The following is a 12,937-nucleotide window of genomic DNA, read 5'->3' as shown; positions in this document are numbered from 1 at the left end:
AGAAGCCGCAAACAGCCAAGCCGTAGTCCTAACCGAACAGCGCGTCCGCATCCTGATCATCACGATCAATCGGCCCGAGGCGAAGAACGCGGTCAACGCTGCCGTCAGCCAGGGCCTCGCCGATGCCGTGGACCGTCTGGACGGTGATACCGGTCTTTCAGTGGGAATCTTGACCGGGGCAGGTGGCTCGTTTTGCGCGGGCATGGACCTCAAGGCGTTCGCGCGCGGCGAGAACGTCATCGTCGAGGGCCGGGGCATGGGGTTCACCGAGCGTCCGCCAGCCAAACCGGTGATCGCCGCGGTCGAGGGTTACGCGCTGGCCGGAGGCACCGAGTTGGCGCTGGCCACCGACCTGATCGTGGCGTCGAAGGAGTCGGCGTTCGGAATCCCCGAGGTCAAACGCGGGCTGGTCGCCGGTGGGGGAGGGCTGCTGCGGCTGCCCCAGCGCATCCCATATGCGATCGCCATGGAGTTGGCGCTCACCGGTGAGAACCTGCCCGCGGAACGGGCGCATGCGCTGGGGCTGGTGAACTTGTTGGCCGAGCCCGGTACCGCGCTGGACGAGGCAATCAAGCTCGCCGAGAAGATCACTGCTAACGGTCCCCTTGCGGTGGCCGCGACCAAGCGGATCATCGTCGAGTCGCGCGGTTGGAGCCCGGACACCATGTTCGCCGAGCAGATGAAAATCCTGATGCCGGTGTTCGGGTCCAACGACGCCAAGGAAGGCGCGATCGCGTTCGCCGAGAAGCGGGCGCCGCGCTGGACCGGCACGTGAGTTCGAAGCCGGCCGCGGCCAAGCCCGACATCGACGTAGCGGCGTATTTCGCCCGCATCGGCTATTCAGGGTCGGCCGATGCCACGTTGGAGACATTGAGCGAGCTGGTGGCCGCCCACGGGCGCTGTATCCCGTTCGAGAATCTCGACCCGTTGCTCGGTATCCCCGTGGTCGATTTGGGCCCGAGCGCGCTGGCCGACAAGCTGGTGCGCCGCCGTCGCGGCGGTTACTGCTACGAGCACAACAATCTCATGCTTTATGTGCTGCAGCACTTAGGCTTTCAGGTTGACGCGCTGGTCGCGCGGGTGGTGTGGATGAGCCCACACGGGCTGGGCGGACCGCCCACCGCAGAGGACCATCAGGTGCTTGCCGTGCGCATCCCCGGTGTCGACGACGTGTTGCTGGTGAACGTCGGTTCCGGCGGCCAAACCCTGTCTTGGCCAATACGTATGCCTCAACCTATCCCGAGTCGTTCTTTGTCACTGGCTTAGTCGCGGCGCTAGTCACCGACGACGCTCGATGGAACTTGCGTGGCCGTAATCTCGCTATCCATCGCGGCGGGGCAACGGAGCGCATCCGGCTCGACACCGTCGCGGCAGTGCTCGACACGCTAACCAATACGTTCGGGATCGACCTGTCCGGTCTTGGCGATGTCGAGGCGCGGGTGACCGAGGTGCTGGACAGCTAGTACGGGGTCGGATCGGTGAGATAGCGCTGCACCGTCGGCCCCACCCAGGCAACCAGCTCCTCGACGGCGCTGGAGGCGATCGGCTCGATGCGAAGCTGGTAACGCGCGAACGCCAGCCCGGCCAGGTGGCTGGCCACAAGCTCCACGCGCAGCTCGGCATCGGCCACCCCGAATTCTGCGGCGACCCGCTCGGCGATCGGACCGGCCATCGCGTCGTGCAGCACTTGGCGGGCGCGCGGCTGAATCGCTGCCGATCGCCACAGCGTTAGGAACGGCTCGTATACACCGCCGTCGTCCCAATGCTCGAGAAAGCGGCGCACCAGCCGCTGGCCGATCTGCTCGACGCCCTCGTCGAGCAGCGTGGCCAGCTGGTACAACGGGTGCTCGGGGCCCGTCAGCGCCGACGCGGTGAAAAGCCCCTCCTTATTGCCGAAGAAGTAGTAGACCATCGCGACATCCACGCTGGCGTCGGCGGCTATCGCCCGGACGGTGGCCTGCTCGTAGCCCTCGCGCATGAAACGGTCACGCGCGGCGTCGATGATGCGTTGCTTGTTCTGCTGACCGGTACGCCACCGGCCCGCGCGCGGGACCTCCGACATGCCCGGCAGCATACTTCAACAAGTGTTGATCTTTGGGCGAAGCGAGCGTACGCTCATTGTTCAACGGTGGTTGAAGTATTGAGATGGAGGTCTGGCAATGGTGGCGGACACGCGCCAACGACGGCTGTGGTGGCGGCATTTGATTCGCCGAGCGTCACGAGGACAACCGTCCACGGCGAACCCAGATCCGGCGCATGCACGCCAGCCCAGGGTGTGATCAGCGCCGGGATCACCAGCGTCACCGTCACCGGGAAAAGCAGGACCGATCGCCGTGGGGTTGGGCCTGCTCATCTGGACGGTGGTGCTGTTCGACCGCGTCGGCGAGGGAACCCTCGGTCTGGGTGAGGTGATGGGAGAGCCGGTGCACCTCGTCGTCCGTGGTCCCTATCGGCATGTGCGCAACCCGATGATCACCGGTGTGCTGTGCATTCTGCTCGGCGAGGCCGCCGTCGCCGCGTCGGCTTGGCTGCTGACCTGGTTCGCGACCTTTCTGGTGTTCCAGGCCACCGCCATCCGATTCTGGGAAGAGCCGCATCTTGCCGAGCGCTACGCCAGCGAATACCTGGACTATCGCCGCAATGTGCCACGCTGGATCCCGCGAACCGCCGCGTGGGAGCCAAGCAGATAGACCTCAACCGCTGGTCGGCTTCGGGCCGAGCACGCGTTGGCATAAGCCGTCAATTTGACGACAAAGCCGGCGCCGTGGCATTCGTTGCGCGCAGGGAAGGGTGTATCGGTTAGGTGGTCTACAATACAGTTTTGGGCGTCAGTGTCACGTCCGACCCGGTGACCGATTTCGAAAAGGGTTAACGCACAGAGGAATTCGAGGATGAGCATTTCGTTACTTCTCGAGATGGCTGTGTCGAGCAACCCGGATCGAACGGCCGTGGTCTGCGGCGACGTCCGGTTGACCACCCAGCAGCTGAGCGATCTCGCCGACGGCGGCGCGGGCGTCATCGCCGAATCGAATGTGCAGCATGTGGCCTATGTCGGCACCGGTGGCGCGATGCTGCCGCTGCTGATCTTCGCGTCGGCCCGTGCCGGGCGGGCGTTCACCCCGATCAACTACCGGTTGTCCGCCGACGGTATCCAAACCCTGATCCGGCGGCTGCCCGAACCGCTGGTGATCGTCGACAGCCGCTACCGGCAGATGGTCGGCGACGTCGGCCGGCAAACGCTGCTGTCGGATGAATTCGCAAGTGCCGCCCGCACTGCCGCACCGGCGGCGGAGTTCCCCGACCCCGACACGGTTGCGGTCGTGTTGTTCACGTCAGGCACCACCTCGCAGCCCAAGGCAGTCGAGCTGTCTCACAGCAACCTGACCAGCTACATCACCGGCACGGTGGAATTCGACTCGGCCGAGCCCGACGACGCCGCGCTGATCTGCGTGCCGCCCTACCACGTCGCCGGGGTGGGCGCCGCGCTGTCGAACCTCTATGCGGGCCGCAAGATGGTCTACCTTCCCGACTTCGACGCCGGGGAATGGCTGCGGCTGGTCAACGCCGAACACGTCACCACCGCGACCGTGGTGCCCACCATGCTCGACCGCATCGTTCGGGTGCTGGAGCAAGGCGGCCACGAGCTGCCGTCACTGAGAAATCTGGCCTACGGCGGCTCGAAGGTGGGATTGCCGCTGGTGCGCCGGGCCCTCGAGCTGTTGCCGAACGTCGGTTTTGTCAACGCCTATGGGTTGACCGAGACCAGTTCGACCATCGCCGTTCTCACCCCGGAGGATCACCGCCAAGCATTGGCCGCCTCCGATTCCGCCGTCGCGAAGCGGCTCGGGTCGGTCGGCCAAGCGGTGCCGGGCATCGAACTGCAGATCCGCGACAAGAACGGCACAGTGCTCGGGCCGGGCGAGACGGGCGAGTTGTTCGTCCGGGGGGATCAGGTTTCGGGCCGGTACACCGGAATCGGCTCGGTGCTCGACGAGGCCGGCTGGTTCCCGACCAAAGACCTCGCCATGCTGGACGAGGACGGTTACCTGTTCATCGGCGGACGCAGCGACGACACCATCATTCGCGGCGGCGAAAACATCGCACCGGCCGAACTCGAGGACGTGCTGATCGAACACCCCCAGGTGCGCGACGTGGCAGTGGTGGGCGTCGACGACCCGCAGTGGGGCCAGGCGATCGTCGCGGTGGTCGTGCCGGCCGAAGGCGCCGAACCCCACCCCGAGGACCTGCGCGCATACGTCCGCAAGAGCTTGCGGGGTTCGCGCACGCCCGACCGGGTAGTGTTTCGGGGCGAGCTGCCAACCAATGCGACCGGCAAGGTCCTGCGCCGCGTATTAGTCGACGAACTTCGAGCCGCCCCGGCCGAGCAGTAATAAAGGGAAGCCATCAGTAGAGGACCACGCCATGATCAAGAACGGAACCCGCCTCGCCAGCCAGGTGTGCGACACCCAGGTCATCGTCGTCCGGGCCGCCGACAGTCTGGAGGACCTGCGCTGCGGCGGTGCCCCGATGGTGCCGATCGGCGCCGAGCGCTCGGGAGAGCTGAATCCGGCGTTCGCCGACGGCACCGTGATGGGCAAGCGCTACGTCGACGAGAACGGCGCCGAAGTACTGGTGACCAAGGCGGGCGCCGGCACGCTGACCATCGGCGAAACCCCGCTGCAACTCAAAGAGGCCAAGCCGCTCCCGGCCAGCGACTGACCGGGCCACGACTGCAGCAGTCGGTCACCGCGGGCGATGCGGCACTCCGTTGCGGCGGACGAAGTCCCTTGCCTTGATGAGGAATTCGAGCTGATCGGCGACTTCGCGCAGCGGTTCGGCGCTGCGCATCGAGCGGCACAAAACGACGGCGCCTTCAAGCGCGGCGATCGACGTCACCGCCAGCGAGTCTGCGTCGCCCTGGTCGAAGCCGTCGGCGACGAATGCCCGGCTCAGTGCCGTGCGCCAGCGGTCGAAGATCTGGCCCGCCTCGGTGGTCAGCCGCGGTTCCTCGTCGGCAGAGCCGATCGCTGCGGCCACCACCGGGCAACCGGCATTGAAGTCGCTGTCGGCCAACAGGTGTGCCCAGTATTCGACGAAGTGTCGTACCAGGGCCGTCGCGCCGCGGTCGGCGGCGGCGTCGATGTTGGCGGTGATCGCATCACCTGAATATCGCAGGGCCTCGGTCAGGATTTGGTTGCGGCCGTTGGGAAAGTGGTAGTACACCGAGCCGCGGGGCGCGCCGCTGCGGGTCAGTACCTCGTCGATGGTCACGCCGGCCGCCCCGCGCTCACGCATCACCTCAGCGGCGGTGACGAGCATGTTGATGCGAGTCCCGCCACGTTTCTTCCGTACGGCCTCTACTGCCGTGGACACGATCGCCGTCCCCCCTCGATCCCGGACCGTTATGCCGCGGGCGAGTGCTGAAGCTGCGGGGTGCGCCACTGCAGGTGGCGCCGGCGGAACCGGACGCCACGCAATCCCTGGCGGCGCTGGTCGGAAAACTCACGGGTGAACCGATGTCCCGCAACGTTGAGCTCGATAACCCACATCGTCGTCTCCTGACTCACAAGCCGGATACGCCAGCCTGTGATTATGCACCCCACTATATAACATGCAGATCGGCTAAACAAGTGAAGGCGGTGCTTGCTGGGCTTTTGCTGAAGTACGTTGGGGCAGGCCAGTGGCGCATCAGCCCCCGAATATGCAATCTTGCATAATCCGCCGTTCAGCGGTTGACTGCCGTCATGAGCGAAAAAATCACGCTACCCACCCTGGACACCGTGTCGCTGGAGCAGGATGGGCACGTCCTGCTGATCGGGTTGAACCGGCCACACAAACGCAACGCGTTCAACCTCGCCATGCTCACCGAGTTGGCCCGCGCTTATGCACTGCTGGAGTCGGACAGCTCCGTGCGCGCCGGTGTGCTGTTCGCCCATGGCGACCACTTCACCGGCGGCTTAGACCTCGTCGACGTCGGTCCGAGCATCGCCGCCGGCCAGCTGCAGTTCCCGCCCGACGGGCGAGACCCGTGGCGGCTGGACGGACCGTGGACCACGCCGCTGGTCGCGGCTGCCCACGGCTGGTGCATGACGCTCGGGATCGAGCTGCTGCTCGCCGCCGACATCCGGGTGGCCGCAGCCGACACCCGGTTCACCCAACTGGAGGTGCAGCGCGGCATCTACCCGTTCGGCGGCGCCACGATCCGGCTGCCCCGCGACGCCGGCTGGGGGAACGCCATGCGCTGGCTGCTCACCGGCGACGAATTCGACGCCGCCGAGGCCTATCGGGTCGGACTGGTCCAAGAAGTGACCGACGACGCGGCGACCGCGGTCGCGCGGGCCCGCGAGATCGCACGTACCATCGCCGATCGCGCTGCTCCGTTGGGCGTCAAGGCCACCCTCGCCTCCGCGCAGCTGGCACGCGAGCGCGGTGAACAGGCCGCCGTCGACCGGTTGCGCCCGGACGTGACTGCGCTGTTTGGTACCGCCGATGCCGCCGAAGGTGTGCAGTCCTTCATCGAACGTCGCCAAGGCCGGTTCCAGGGTCGCTGAGCGCGTTTACCCTCGGCCCAGCGAACCGGGAGAGGCGCCCAACACCGAAAGTTGCAGCCGGCCAATACCGTTGCGGCCAACCATTTACCGCGGCGAGGCCATCACGTGTCGGAATTTTGACCAGACGACCCGATTGGGATTGGTTAATCAAAGGTGAACTGATGGTAAACTCTCGGTGGTTCACCTGCCCTTGACCCGAATTCACCGATGCCGACCGAGAGGTGTGGGCAATGCCGGACTTGCCGCCCATCGTTCTCGACAGCGAGGTCGATCCCTCAGACCGAGCGAGCGCAATCGACTTCATCAACCGGGTGAACTTGCTGTTCGATGCCGGGGCGATCGATGCGATGGTCGAGGCCTTCCTCCCGGATAGCGTCATGTACCACACCCATGGCACCAACCGAGGGCGGGCGGAAATGCGGCGCTTTTTCCAGCAGGCCTACCCGTACAGCGTCCCGGGCGTCAGCCGGCTGGCGACCAACCCGATCGTCGATCGTGACGGTGACGGGGTGATCGTCCGCTACCACAACCTTCTCGTGCGCTACGCGGCGCCCGACTCGGTGCCCGGCATGATTACCGCGGAGGTGCTCGGAAGCCCTGGCGAACTGCCCGCGATCTGGGTCTACTCCGCGATGACCGACCGGCTGCGCCGCACGGATCGTGGGTGGCGGATCTTCGAACGTCACGTCGGACCGACAACCATGAATGACCGCCTTCGCCCGATTACGTCCGACCCCGGCTACTTCGACCCGTACCTGCGCCGGGCACTGGCACGATGACGTCCCTGGTGTCGCAATAACGTTGAGGCGCCCAGGCGCATGGTTTCAGTCCCGAATAAAACCCTTGGTGCGCATCAGGAAATCCGCCAGGAACCCATCGTGTGGGATCTCGGGTGCGCTGTAGTAGGTCGGCTACTGGCCGGAGTAAACGTTGGCGACGGTCGGCTCGGCCAGTAGCGCGTCGATCAACGCGTCGTCGTCGGTGATGGCCGTGACCACCAGGGAATGCCGCAGCGGAGCCGTGCCGTCGCCGCGCGACCACGGCGACACCCACACACACGGGAACGGCAGTTCGGTGTTCAGTTTGTCGACGTCGGGCGTAGCCAGCACATGCACAGCGGGGCGCAAGGCGGCACAGCCATTGCCCAGTGTGGCGACCAGGCGGTCGGCGCCCAGCAACGGCGTCGTCCCTTCGGATTTTGCGCCAAGATAGTCCGCCACCTGCTGGGCGTTATCGACGCTCTGGGTGGGCAGGATCGCGCGCGCGTCCTCGGTCGGCAGCGGCGCGAGAGCCGACAAGCGTTCGGCGATCGCCTGCGCTAGCGGAGCGGGATCGCCTTCATAGAGCACGGCGGTGGCATTGACACACGCCATCCCACCCAGGTTTGCGACCGACTCCACGACCATATCGAGGTATTCGCGCCAATCCCGCTCAGCGGTGATCAAAATTTTGGCGCGTCCCGGCCCGTTGACGAACACCGTCGGATCGTTGGCGTATGTGTCGACGACCTGCTGATCGCCGTAGACCATTGCCAGGTCGGCCGATCGGATGACCTCGTCGGCTCCGCCATGGTCTGTCGGCAGATAAGTCGCGTCATGCGGCCGAAAGCCATTGTCCCGCAGCGCATATGTGAGTCGATGCGCAGTGAACGGCTCGCGTCTCGACGGGCGGATCGCCACCCGGTAGCCCAGCGCCAGCGCCTGGGGCCACAGGGCGTGAATGCCGGGGCCGTTTCCTGAGGCATGCACGGCGAACACCTCGCCGCGGCGGGTCCACACGGCGCCACCGTTGCGGGTGCCCTCCTCGCGCCAGTCCAGCGCCGCCCCGGTAGGGCGAGCCGGCCGCACCGCATCGAATGCCGACGCGACGCCGTCAGCGACCCGGCGGCCCCCAGCGCGGGTCACCGTGATCGGCAGACCCGAAACCTGGCTGGCGAGCTCGACGTAGGTCTCGAAGTCCAGTCCGGCGATCACCGTCGTCGCGAACGCCTCAGCTGCGCCGGACAGCGCGGCCTGACGCCGCGCGAGCGGCAACGGCTGCACTTTGCGCTGCGTGGCGATGCTGCGCGAAACATAAAGCGGCGGCGCGATACTCAGCTCGGCAACCGACACGCCGGTGGTGGTGGTAATAACTTGGCGGTTCCGGGTCCGGTAGGGTCCGTCCGGGCCGAGTGCGTCGAGAAACACCAAATCAATTGCGGCGTCCGAGCGTCCATTGGTAAGCGACGGCACGTCAATACACACCTTCGATGACAGCCTCGCCGTCGAATGTGGCCACCGGCCGCACCTCGCTGAGCGAATCGCCGACCTGTCCTGCGGGTCCCGGCGTTCGGATTGCGCTGTCGCGTTCCAGGTTGTTCGGAATGAACATTCCCTTGCTGAGGTGGTTCATCACCACTTGGCCGCGGTGCCCGTACCGCACCTGGTCGCCAGTGTCGGGATCTATCACCGAGAACACCACATACGGTGTGCGCGGGTCGAAAACGAACGACTCGCCGTCGCTGGCGGTGCGGGTGCTGGCCTGCGACAGGATCATGGTGCTGCCGAAAACCATGGTGATGGCGGTATCCGGAAAGATTCCACGAAACAGGTCCAGGGTGTCGGCGTCCACATGGGCGCCGCTGAGCAACACGTAGCGAACCTTGTCGTTGACCAAGTCCACCACGTCATCGCGGCGGGCGATCATCTCCAGCAGCGGCGGAGTGGTGTGCATATTGGCGACATTCTGGGTCTGCAGAACGTGGACGCCCTGCTCGATCACGTGGTCGACGTAGGCAGATACCTCGAAGGTGGCGTTCCGGGCGGCAATCTTTTTGACCCAGCGGGGATCGAGGTCGATCGAGTGGAAGATCGAGCCGAGCCGAGCAGAGACGTGACGAGAAAAATAACCCACCCCGTGCGGCCCGCTGGGCATCATGCACAGGAAGCCGCGCCCCGCCAGAAAGCCGCCCGCGGTGAAATCCTGGGTCTGCCACCGCACAACTTGCTCGATCCAATCGGGCATTTGCACAGTCCGTTTGGGAGGACCCGTCGTGCCACCGGATTCGAAGATCTGGGGAAGTGGTAGCGGCGCACCGTACCCCCGTGGAATCAGTTCCTCCACCGGGGCATTGCGCAGTTCGTTGAGAAGGTTGGGAAACAGCCGCAGATCCGCGAAGCTTTTGATGTCGGTCAGCGGGTCGAAGTTCAGTGTGGCGGCGATGCGCAACCAGAACGGCGAACCGGTGTCTTCGCTGAAGTGCCATGCGACCACGGCGCGCAAGTAGGCTTCGGCATCGACAACGGGCTCTGAGCGGGGCACGTCCAACAACGACAGATCGACAGTGCACACGCCACCGATCCTGGCGCACCATCGACCACCCGGCAATCGCAAGCGTCGTCTGTGCGGTTGTTACCTGCCGCCGACGCCAGCCGACACAATAAGACGATGAGCACAGACGGCGTTCCATCAAACAACGCGGACCCGGTCGTGGTGGTCGGGGCCGGGGTGAGCGGATTGACCACAGCGATCTGTTTGGCTGAGGCGGGCTCGCCGGTACAGGTATGGGCGGCCGAGCCGCCAGCGCAAACCACCTCTGTCGTCGCCGGAGCGCTTTGGGGGCCAGCCTTTCAGGAATCGGCCACTCAAACGCTGGCGTGGATGGCGATATCACTGCGCGAGTTCCAGCAGCTGGCCACCGTTGCCGATACCGGGGTGCGGTTGGCGCCGGTGCTGGTGGTCGGCGAGTTGGCAAACGTCGACCACCTGCCGGCGCAGGCCTGCCTGATCCCCGAGCTTCGGCGCTGTGCTGCCGCGCAGGTTCCGGCGGGGTTCCGTCACGGTTTTCAGGCGACCATGCCGCTGATCGACATGCCGCGCTATCTCGAGTACCTAGCGAGCCGTCTGGCGGCGGCCGGCGGTCAGATCGACATCCGCCGGGTGGAGTCGTTAGCCGATGCCGCCGAATCCGCACCGATCGTGGTGAACTGCGCCGGTCTGGGCGCCCGCGAACTCGCCGGCGATGACACGGTGGAGCCGATGTTCGGCCAGCATGTCGTGCTGAGCAATCCCGGGGTGGACCGGGTGTTCCTCGAATTAACCGAGGCCGCGGACTGGACGTGCTTCTTTCCGCATCCCCAACGAGTGGTTTGCGGCGGGATCAAGGTGCCGGGCCGCTGGGACCGAACGCCCGAACCTGAAGTAACCGAGCGGATTCTGCAGCGATGTAGAGCAGTCGAGCCGCGTCTTGCCGACGCCGAGATGATCGAGATCGCCACCGGACTGCGCCCGGGCCGCTCCGCGGTGCGGGTCGAGGTTGAGCCGCTGGGCTCGGGGCGCTGCGTGCACAACTACGGCCACGGCAGCAACGGAGTCACCCTGTCCTGGGGGTGTGCCCGCCAGGCCGCGAAACTGGCATTGGCGTCAACAGCGTCTAGGGAGTGAACCAGAGCCAAACACCAAGTGGTACAAGAGGAAAGCATCGGGCCAGCGACTCGGCGTAGTTTGACCCTATGCCAAATATTGATCGGCGGACGATGTTGTCCGTCATTGCCGCCACCTTCACTGCGGCAGTAAGCCAGGCGGCGCGGGCAGGTGCCGGCCCGGTGCGGTGGGTGATTCCGATGGCCCCGTTTCCCACGGCGGCCGGTGTGCTTACCCGGCTGCCGGGGAGTGGTAACCAGCTGGCTCTCACCGTCGACGACGGCGCGAGTGTCCCGGTCGTAGGGGCGTTCGCCCAGTTTTGCCGTGACAGCGGCACTCGGCTCACCTTTTTCGTCACCGGTGCCCATTCATCGTGGTCGGTCAACGCCCCTGCGCTGCGACCAATGGTCGATTCCGGGCAGGTCCAGATGGCCAACCACACCTGGTCACACCCATACCTCAACCGCATCGGGCTGGGCGCGGTGGCTGACCAGATTCGGCGCAACGCCGACTTTTTGCAAAGCACCTATGGTGTGGACGGAACCCCATACTTTCGCCCGCCGTACGGGGTCCATAACGCCGACATCGACCGCGTCGCCGCCGATCAGGGCTATACGACGATCACGATGTGGAGCAGTAGTCTGGGCGATTCCGCGCCGGAGAGCGAAGCCAGCCTGATTGCCAACGCCAGCAATTCGTTTCAGCCGCAGCAGATCGTGCTCGCGCACGCCAATCTGCCCACCATCACCCGATGCTACCCAGCGCTGCTCGACCTCATCCACAGCCGCGATCTGCAGACGGTGACCCTCAACGACGTCGCCGCCTAACCGCGCGGGTCAGCTGTCGATGGTGTAGCCCATCGGCAGCAGCACGCTCTTGTGCTGGCAGAAGTGCTCGACACCTTCGGGCCCGTTCTCGCGGCCGATGCCGGAGTTCTTGTAACCGCCGAACGGTGAACCGGGATCGAAGGCATACCAGTTGATTCCGTAGGTGCCGGTGCGGATCTTCTGTGATATCTCGATGCCCTTTGGAACGTTGGTGGTCCAGACGCTGCCCGCCAAGCCGTACACCGAATCGTTGGCGATCGCGATCGCGTCCTCCTCGGAGTCATACGGGATGACGGACAGCACGGGTCCGAAGATCTCTTCCTGTGCGATCGTCATCTTGTTGTCGACGTCGGCGAACACCGTCGGCTGCACGAAGTAGCCGCTGTCCAAGCCTTCGGGACGGCCGCCGCCGCAGACCAGCCGCGCGCCTTCGTCGATGCCTTTGGCGATGTAACCCTCGACCCGGCTACGTTGTTTCTCCGAGATCAGCGGCCCGATCTGAGCGGCCGGGTCCGACGGCAGCCCCACTGGCAGCGCTTGCACGAAATTTCTTACGGCGTCGACGATTTCGTCGTACCGGGAACGCGGCGCGAGGATGCGGGTTTGGTTGACGCAGCCTTGGCCGGCGTTCATCACGCCGGAGAACACCAGCATCGGCACGGCCGCGGGCAGGTCTACGTCCTCCAGGATGATGGCGGCCGACTTGCCGCCGAGCTCGAGAGTGCACGGCTTGAGCATGTCGGCGGCGCGCTTACCGACTTCCCGGCCCACTGCCGAGCTGCCGGTGAAGGTGAACATGTCGACGTCGGGATTGGACGTGAGCGCCTGGCCCGTTTCCACACCACCGGGCACCACCGACAACACACCCTCGGGCAGGCCGGCTTCGGCCAATACCTCGGCCAACGCGTTGGCGCTCAGCGGCGTTTCGGCGGCCGGTTTGAGGACGACGGTACAGCCGGCGAGTAGCGCTGGCCCGAGCTTGTTGATCGCCAAGAACAGCGGCACGTTCCAGGCCACGATCGCGCCGACCACGCCCATCGGCTCACGGCTGACGATGGTCTGCCCGTACGAGCCGTTGCGGGTCTCGGTCCATTTGATCTGGTCGGCGGCGCCGGCGAAGAAGCTCAGCGCCCCCATCGACCCGGCCCAGTGCATCGT

14 protein-coding genes and 2 pseudogenes are annotated in these 12,937 nt (G+C 65.5%); 9 read left to right on the top strand and 7 right to left on the bottom strand.

The genetic code is table 11. From position 1 onward, the window contains the following. On the top strand, positions 1–775 hold a 775-nt coding region (locus ACFE99_RS15490; RefSeq protein WP_375486763.1), incomplete at its 5' end, for a crotonase/enoyl-CoA hydratase family protein. Positions 776–804: 29 nt separating this feature from the next. Beyond that, positions 805–1,463 (top strand): annotated as a pseudogene (locus tag ACFE99_RS15485) (arylamine N-acetyltransferase). Here ACFE99_RS15485 and ACFE99_RS15480 read toward each other — a convergent pair. Beyond that, positions 1,460–2,062, bottom strand: a complete 603-nt coding sequence (locus ACFE99_RS15480; RefSeq protein WP_375486761.1) for a TetR family transcriptional regulator — start codon at positions 2,060–2,062, stop codon at positions 1,460–1,462. The pseudogene ACFE99_RS15485 and the gene ACFE99_RS15480 sit on opposite strands and share 4 nt — an antisense overlap. A gap of 53 nt (positions 2,063–2,115) precedes the next feature. Further along, on the bottom strand, positions 2,116–2,310 hold the full coding sequence (locus ACFE99_RS15475; RefSeq protein WP_375486759.1) for a hypothetical protein: 195 nt from the start codon (positions 2,308–2,310) through the stop codon (positions 2,116–2,118). A gap of 23 nt (positions 2,311–2,333) precedes the next feature. Here ACFE99_RS15475 and ACFE99_RS15470 point away from each other — a divergent pair, with 23 nt between their 5' ends. The 3 genes from ACFE99_RS15470 to ACFE99_RS15460 all read left to right on the top strand — a co-directional run bounded on the left by ACFE99_RS15470 (position 2,334) and on the right by ACFE99_RS15460 (position 4,719). Continuing rightward, positions 2,334–2,690: a methyltransferase family protein gene (locus ACFE99_RS15470; protein ID WP_375486757.1), complete on the top strand. Its 357-nt coding sequence runs from the start codon at positions 2,334–2,336 to the stop codon at positions 2,688–2,690. Between the two features lie 201 nt (positions 2,691–2,891). Continuing rightward, a complete protein-coding gene (locus ACFE99_RS15465) occupies positions 2,892–4,391 on the top strand; it encodes a class I adenylate-forming enzyme family protein (protein WP_375486755.1) in 1,500 nt (499 codons plus the stop codon). 31 nt (positions 4,392–4,422) lie between these two features. Further along, positions 4,423–4,719, top strand: coding sequence for a hypothetical protein (locus tag ACFE99_RS15460; RefSeq protein ID WP_375486753.1), 297 nt, complete (start codon positions 4,423–4,425; stop codon positions 4,717–4,719). Positions 4,720–4,743: 24 nt separating this feature from the next. On the opposite strand, the gene ACFE99_RS15455 is transcribed toward ACFE99_RS15460, so the two are convergent. Beyond that, complete coding sequence (locus ACFE99_RS15455) at positions 4,744–5,319, bottom strand: TetR/AcrR family transcriptional regulator (protein WP_375486765.1); 576 nt, start codon at positions 5,317–5,319, stop codon at positions 4,744–4,746. A gap of 83 nt (positions 5,320–5,402) precedes the next feature. Continuing rightward, complete coding sequence (locus ACFE99_RS15450; protein ID WP_375486751.1) at positions 5,403–5,549, bottom strand: hypothetical protein; 147 nt, start codon at positions 5,547–5,549, stop codon at positions 5,403–5,405. Between the two features lie 195 nt (positions 5,550–5,744). On the opposite strand from ACFE99_RS15450, the gene ACFE99_RS15445 reads away from it, so the two are divergent. Further along, on the top strand, positions 5,745–6,551 hold the full coding sequence (locus tag ACFE99_RS15445; protein ID WP_375486749.1) for a crotonase/enoyl-CoA hydratase family protein: 807 nt from the start codon (positions 5,745–5,747) through the stop codon (positions 6,549–6,551). 230 nt (positions 6,552–6,781) lie between these two features. Further along, the gene (locus ACFE99_RS15440; RefSeq protein WP_375486747.1) at positions 6,782–7,330 is read left to right on the top strand and encodes a nuclear transport factor 2 family protein; all 549 of its coding nucleotides are present in this window, start codon (positions 6,782–6,784) and stop codon (positions 7,328–7,330) included. Between the two features lie 45 nt (positions 7,331–7,375). Here the strand turns inward: ACFE99_RS15440 and ACFE99_RS15435 are convergent. Together ACFE99_RS15435 and ACFE99_RS15430 are read right to left on the bottom strand one after the other, a co-directional pair. Beyond that, positions 7,376–8,740 (bottom strand): annotated as a pseudogene (locus tag ACFE99_RS15435) (aldehyde dehydrogenase family protein). Between the two features lie 43 nt (positions 8,741–8,783). After that, positions 8,784–9,881 (bottom strand): phenazine antibiotic biosynthesis protein, encoded by a 1,098-nt coding sequence (locus ACFE99_RS15430; protein ID WP_375486745.1) that lies wholly within the window; start codon positions 9,879–9,881, stop codon positions 8,784–8,786. A gap of 96 nt (positions 9,882–9,977) precedes the next feature. Between ACFE99_RS15430 and ACFE99_RS15425 the strand changes: the two genes are divergently transcribed. Further along, positions 9,978–10,973: an FAD-dependent oxidoreductase gene (locus tag ACFE99_RS15425; protein ID WP_375486743.1), complete on the top strand. Its 996-nt coding sequence runs from the start codon at positions 9,978–9,980 to the stop codon at positions 10,971–10,973. Positions 10,974–11,041: 68 nt separating this feature from the next. Continuing rightward, positions 11,042–11,779, top strand: coding sequence for a polysaccharide deacetylase family protein (locus ACFE99_RS15420; protein WP_375486741.1), 738 nt, complete (start codon positions 11,042–11,044; stop codon positions 11,777–11,779). 9 nt (positions 11,780–11,788) lie between these two features. Here ACFE99_RS15420 and ACFE99_RS15415 read toward each other — a convergent pair. Beyond that, on the bottom strand, positions 11,789–12,937 hold a 1,149-nt coding region (locus ACFE99_RS15415; RefSeq protein WP_375486739.1), incomplete at its 5' end, for an aldehyde dehydrogenase.

The sequence above is a fragment of the uncultured Mycobacterium sp. genome (genome assembly GCF_964249325.1).
Classification (GTDB): Bacteria; Actinomycetota; Actinomycetes; order Mycobacteriales; family Mycobacteriaceae; genus Mycobacterium.
Note: the sequence above shows the minus strand (reverse complement) of the source record. Positions and strands in the feature narration are given on the sequence as shown.

Bases quoted from the DNA above. Each gene is read 5' to 3' on its own strand.
- ACFE99_RS15480 (WP_375486761.1), bottom strand. From the start codon at position 2,062: ATGTCGGAGGTCCCGCGCGCGGGCCGGTGGCGTACCGGTCAGCAGAAC.
- ACFE99_RS15465 (WP_375486755.1), top strand. From the start codon at position 2,892: ATGAGCATTTCGTTACTTCTCGAGATGGCTGTGTCGAGCAACCCGGAT.
- ACFE99_RS15460 (WP_375486753.1), top strand. From the start codon at position 4,423: ATGATCAAGAACGGAACCCGCCTCGCCAGCCAGGTGTGCGACACCCAG.
- ACFE99_RS15455 (WP_375486765.1), bottom strand. From the start codon at position 5,319: ATGCTCGTCACCGCCGCTGAGGTGATGCGTGAGCGCGGGGCGGCCGGC.
- ACFE99_RS15450 (WP_375486751.1), bottom strand. From the start codon at position 5,549: ATGTGGGTTATCGAGCTCAACGTTGCGGGACATCGGTTCACCCGTGAG.
- ACFE99_RS15445 (WP_375486749.1), top strand. From the start codon at position 5,745: ATGAGCGAAAAAATCACGCTACCCACCCTGGACACCGTGTCGCTGGAG.
- ACFE99_RS15440 (WP_375486747.1), top strand. From the start codon at position 6,782: ATGCCGGACTTGCCGCCCATCGTTCTCGACAGCGAGGTCGATCCCTCA.
- ACFE99_RS15425 (WP_375486743.1), top strand. From the start codon at position 9,978: ATGAGCACAGACGGCGTTCCATCAAACAACGCGGACCCGGTCGTGGTG.
- ACFE99_RS15420 (WP_375486741.1), top strand. From the start codon at position 11,042: ATGCCAAATATTGATCGGCGGACGATGTTGTCCGTCATTGCCGCCACC.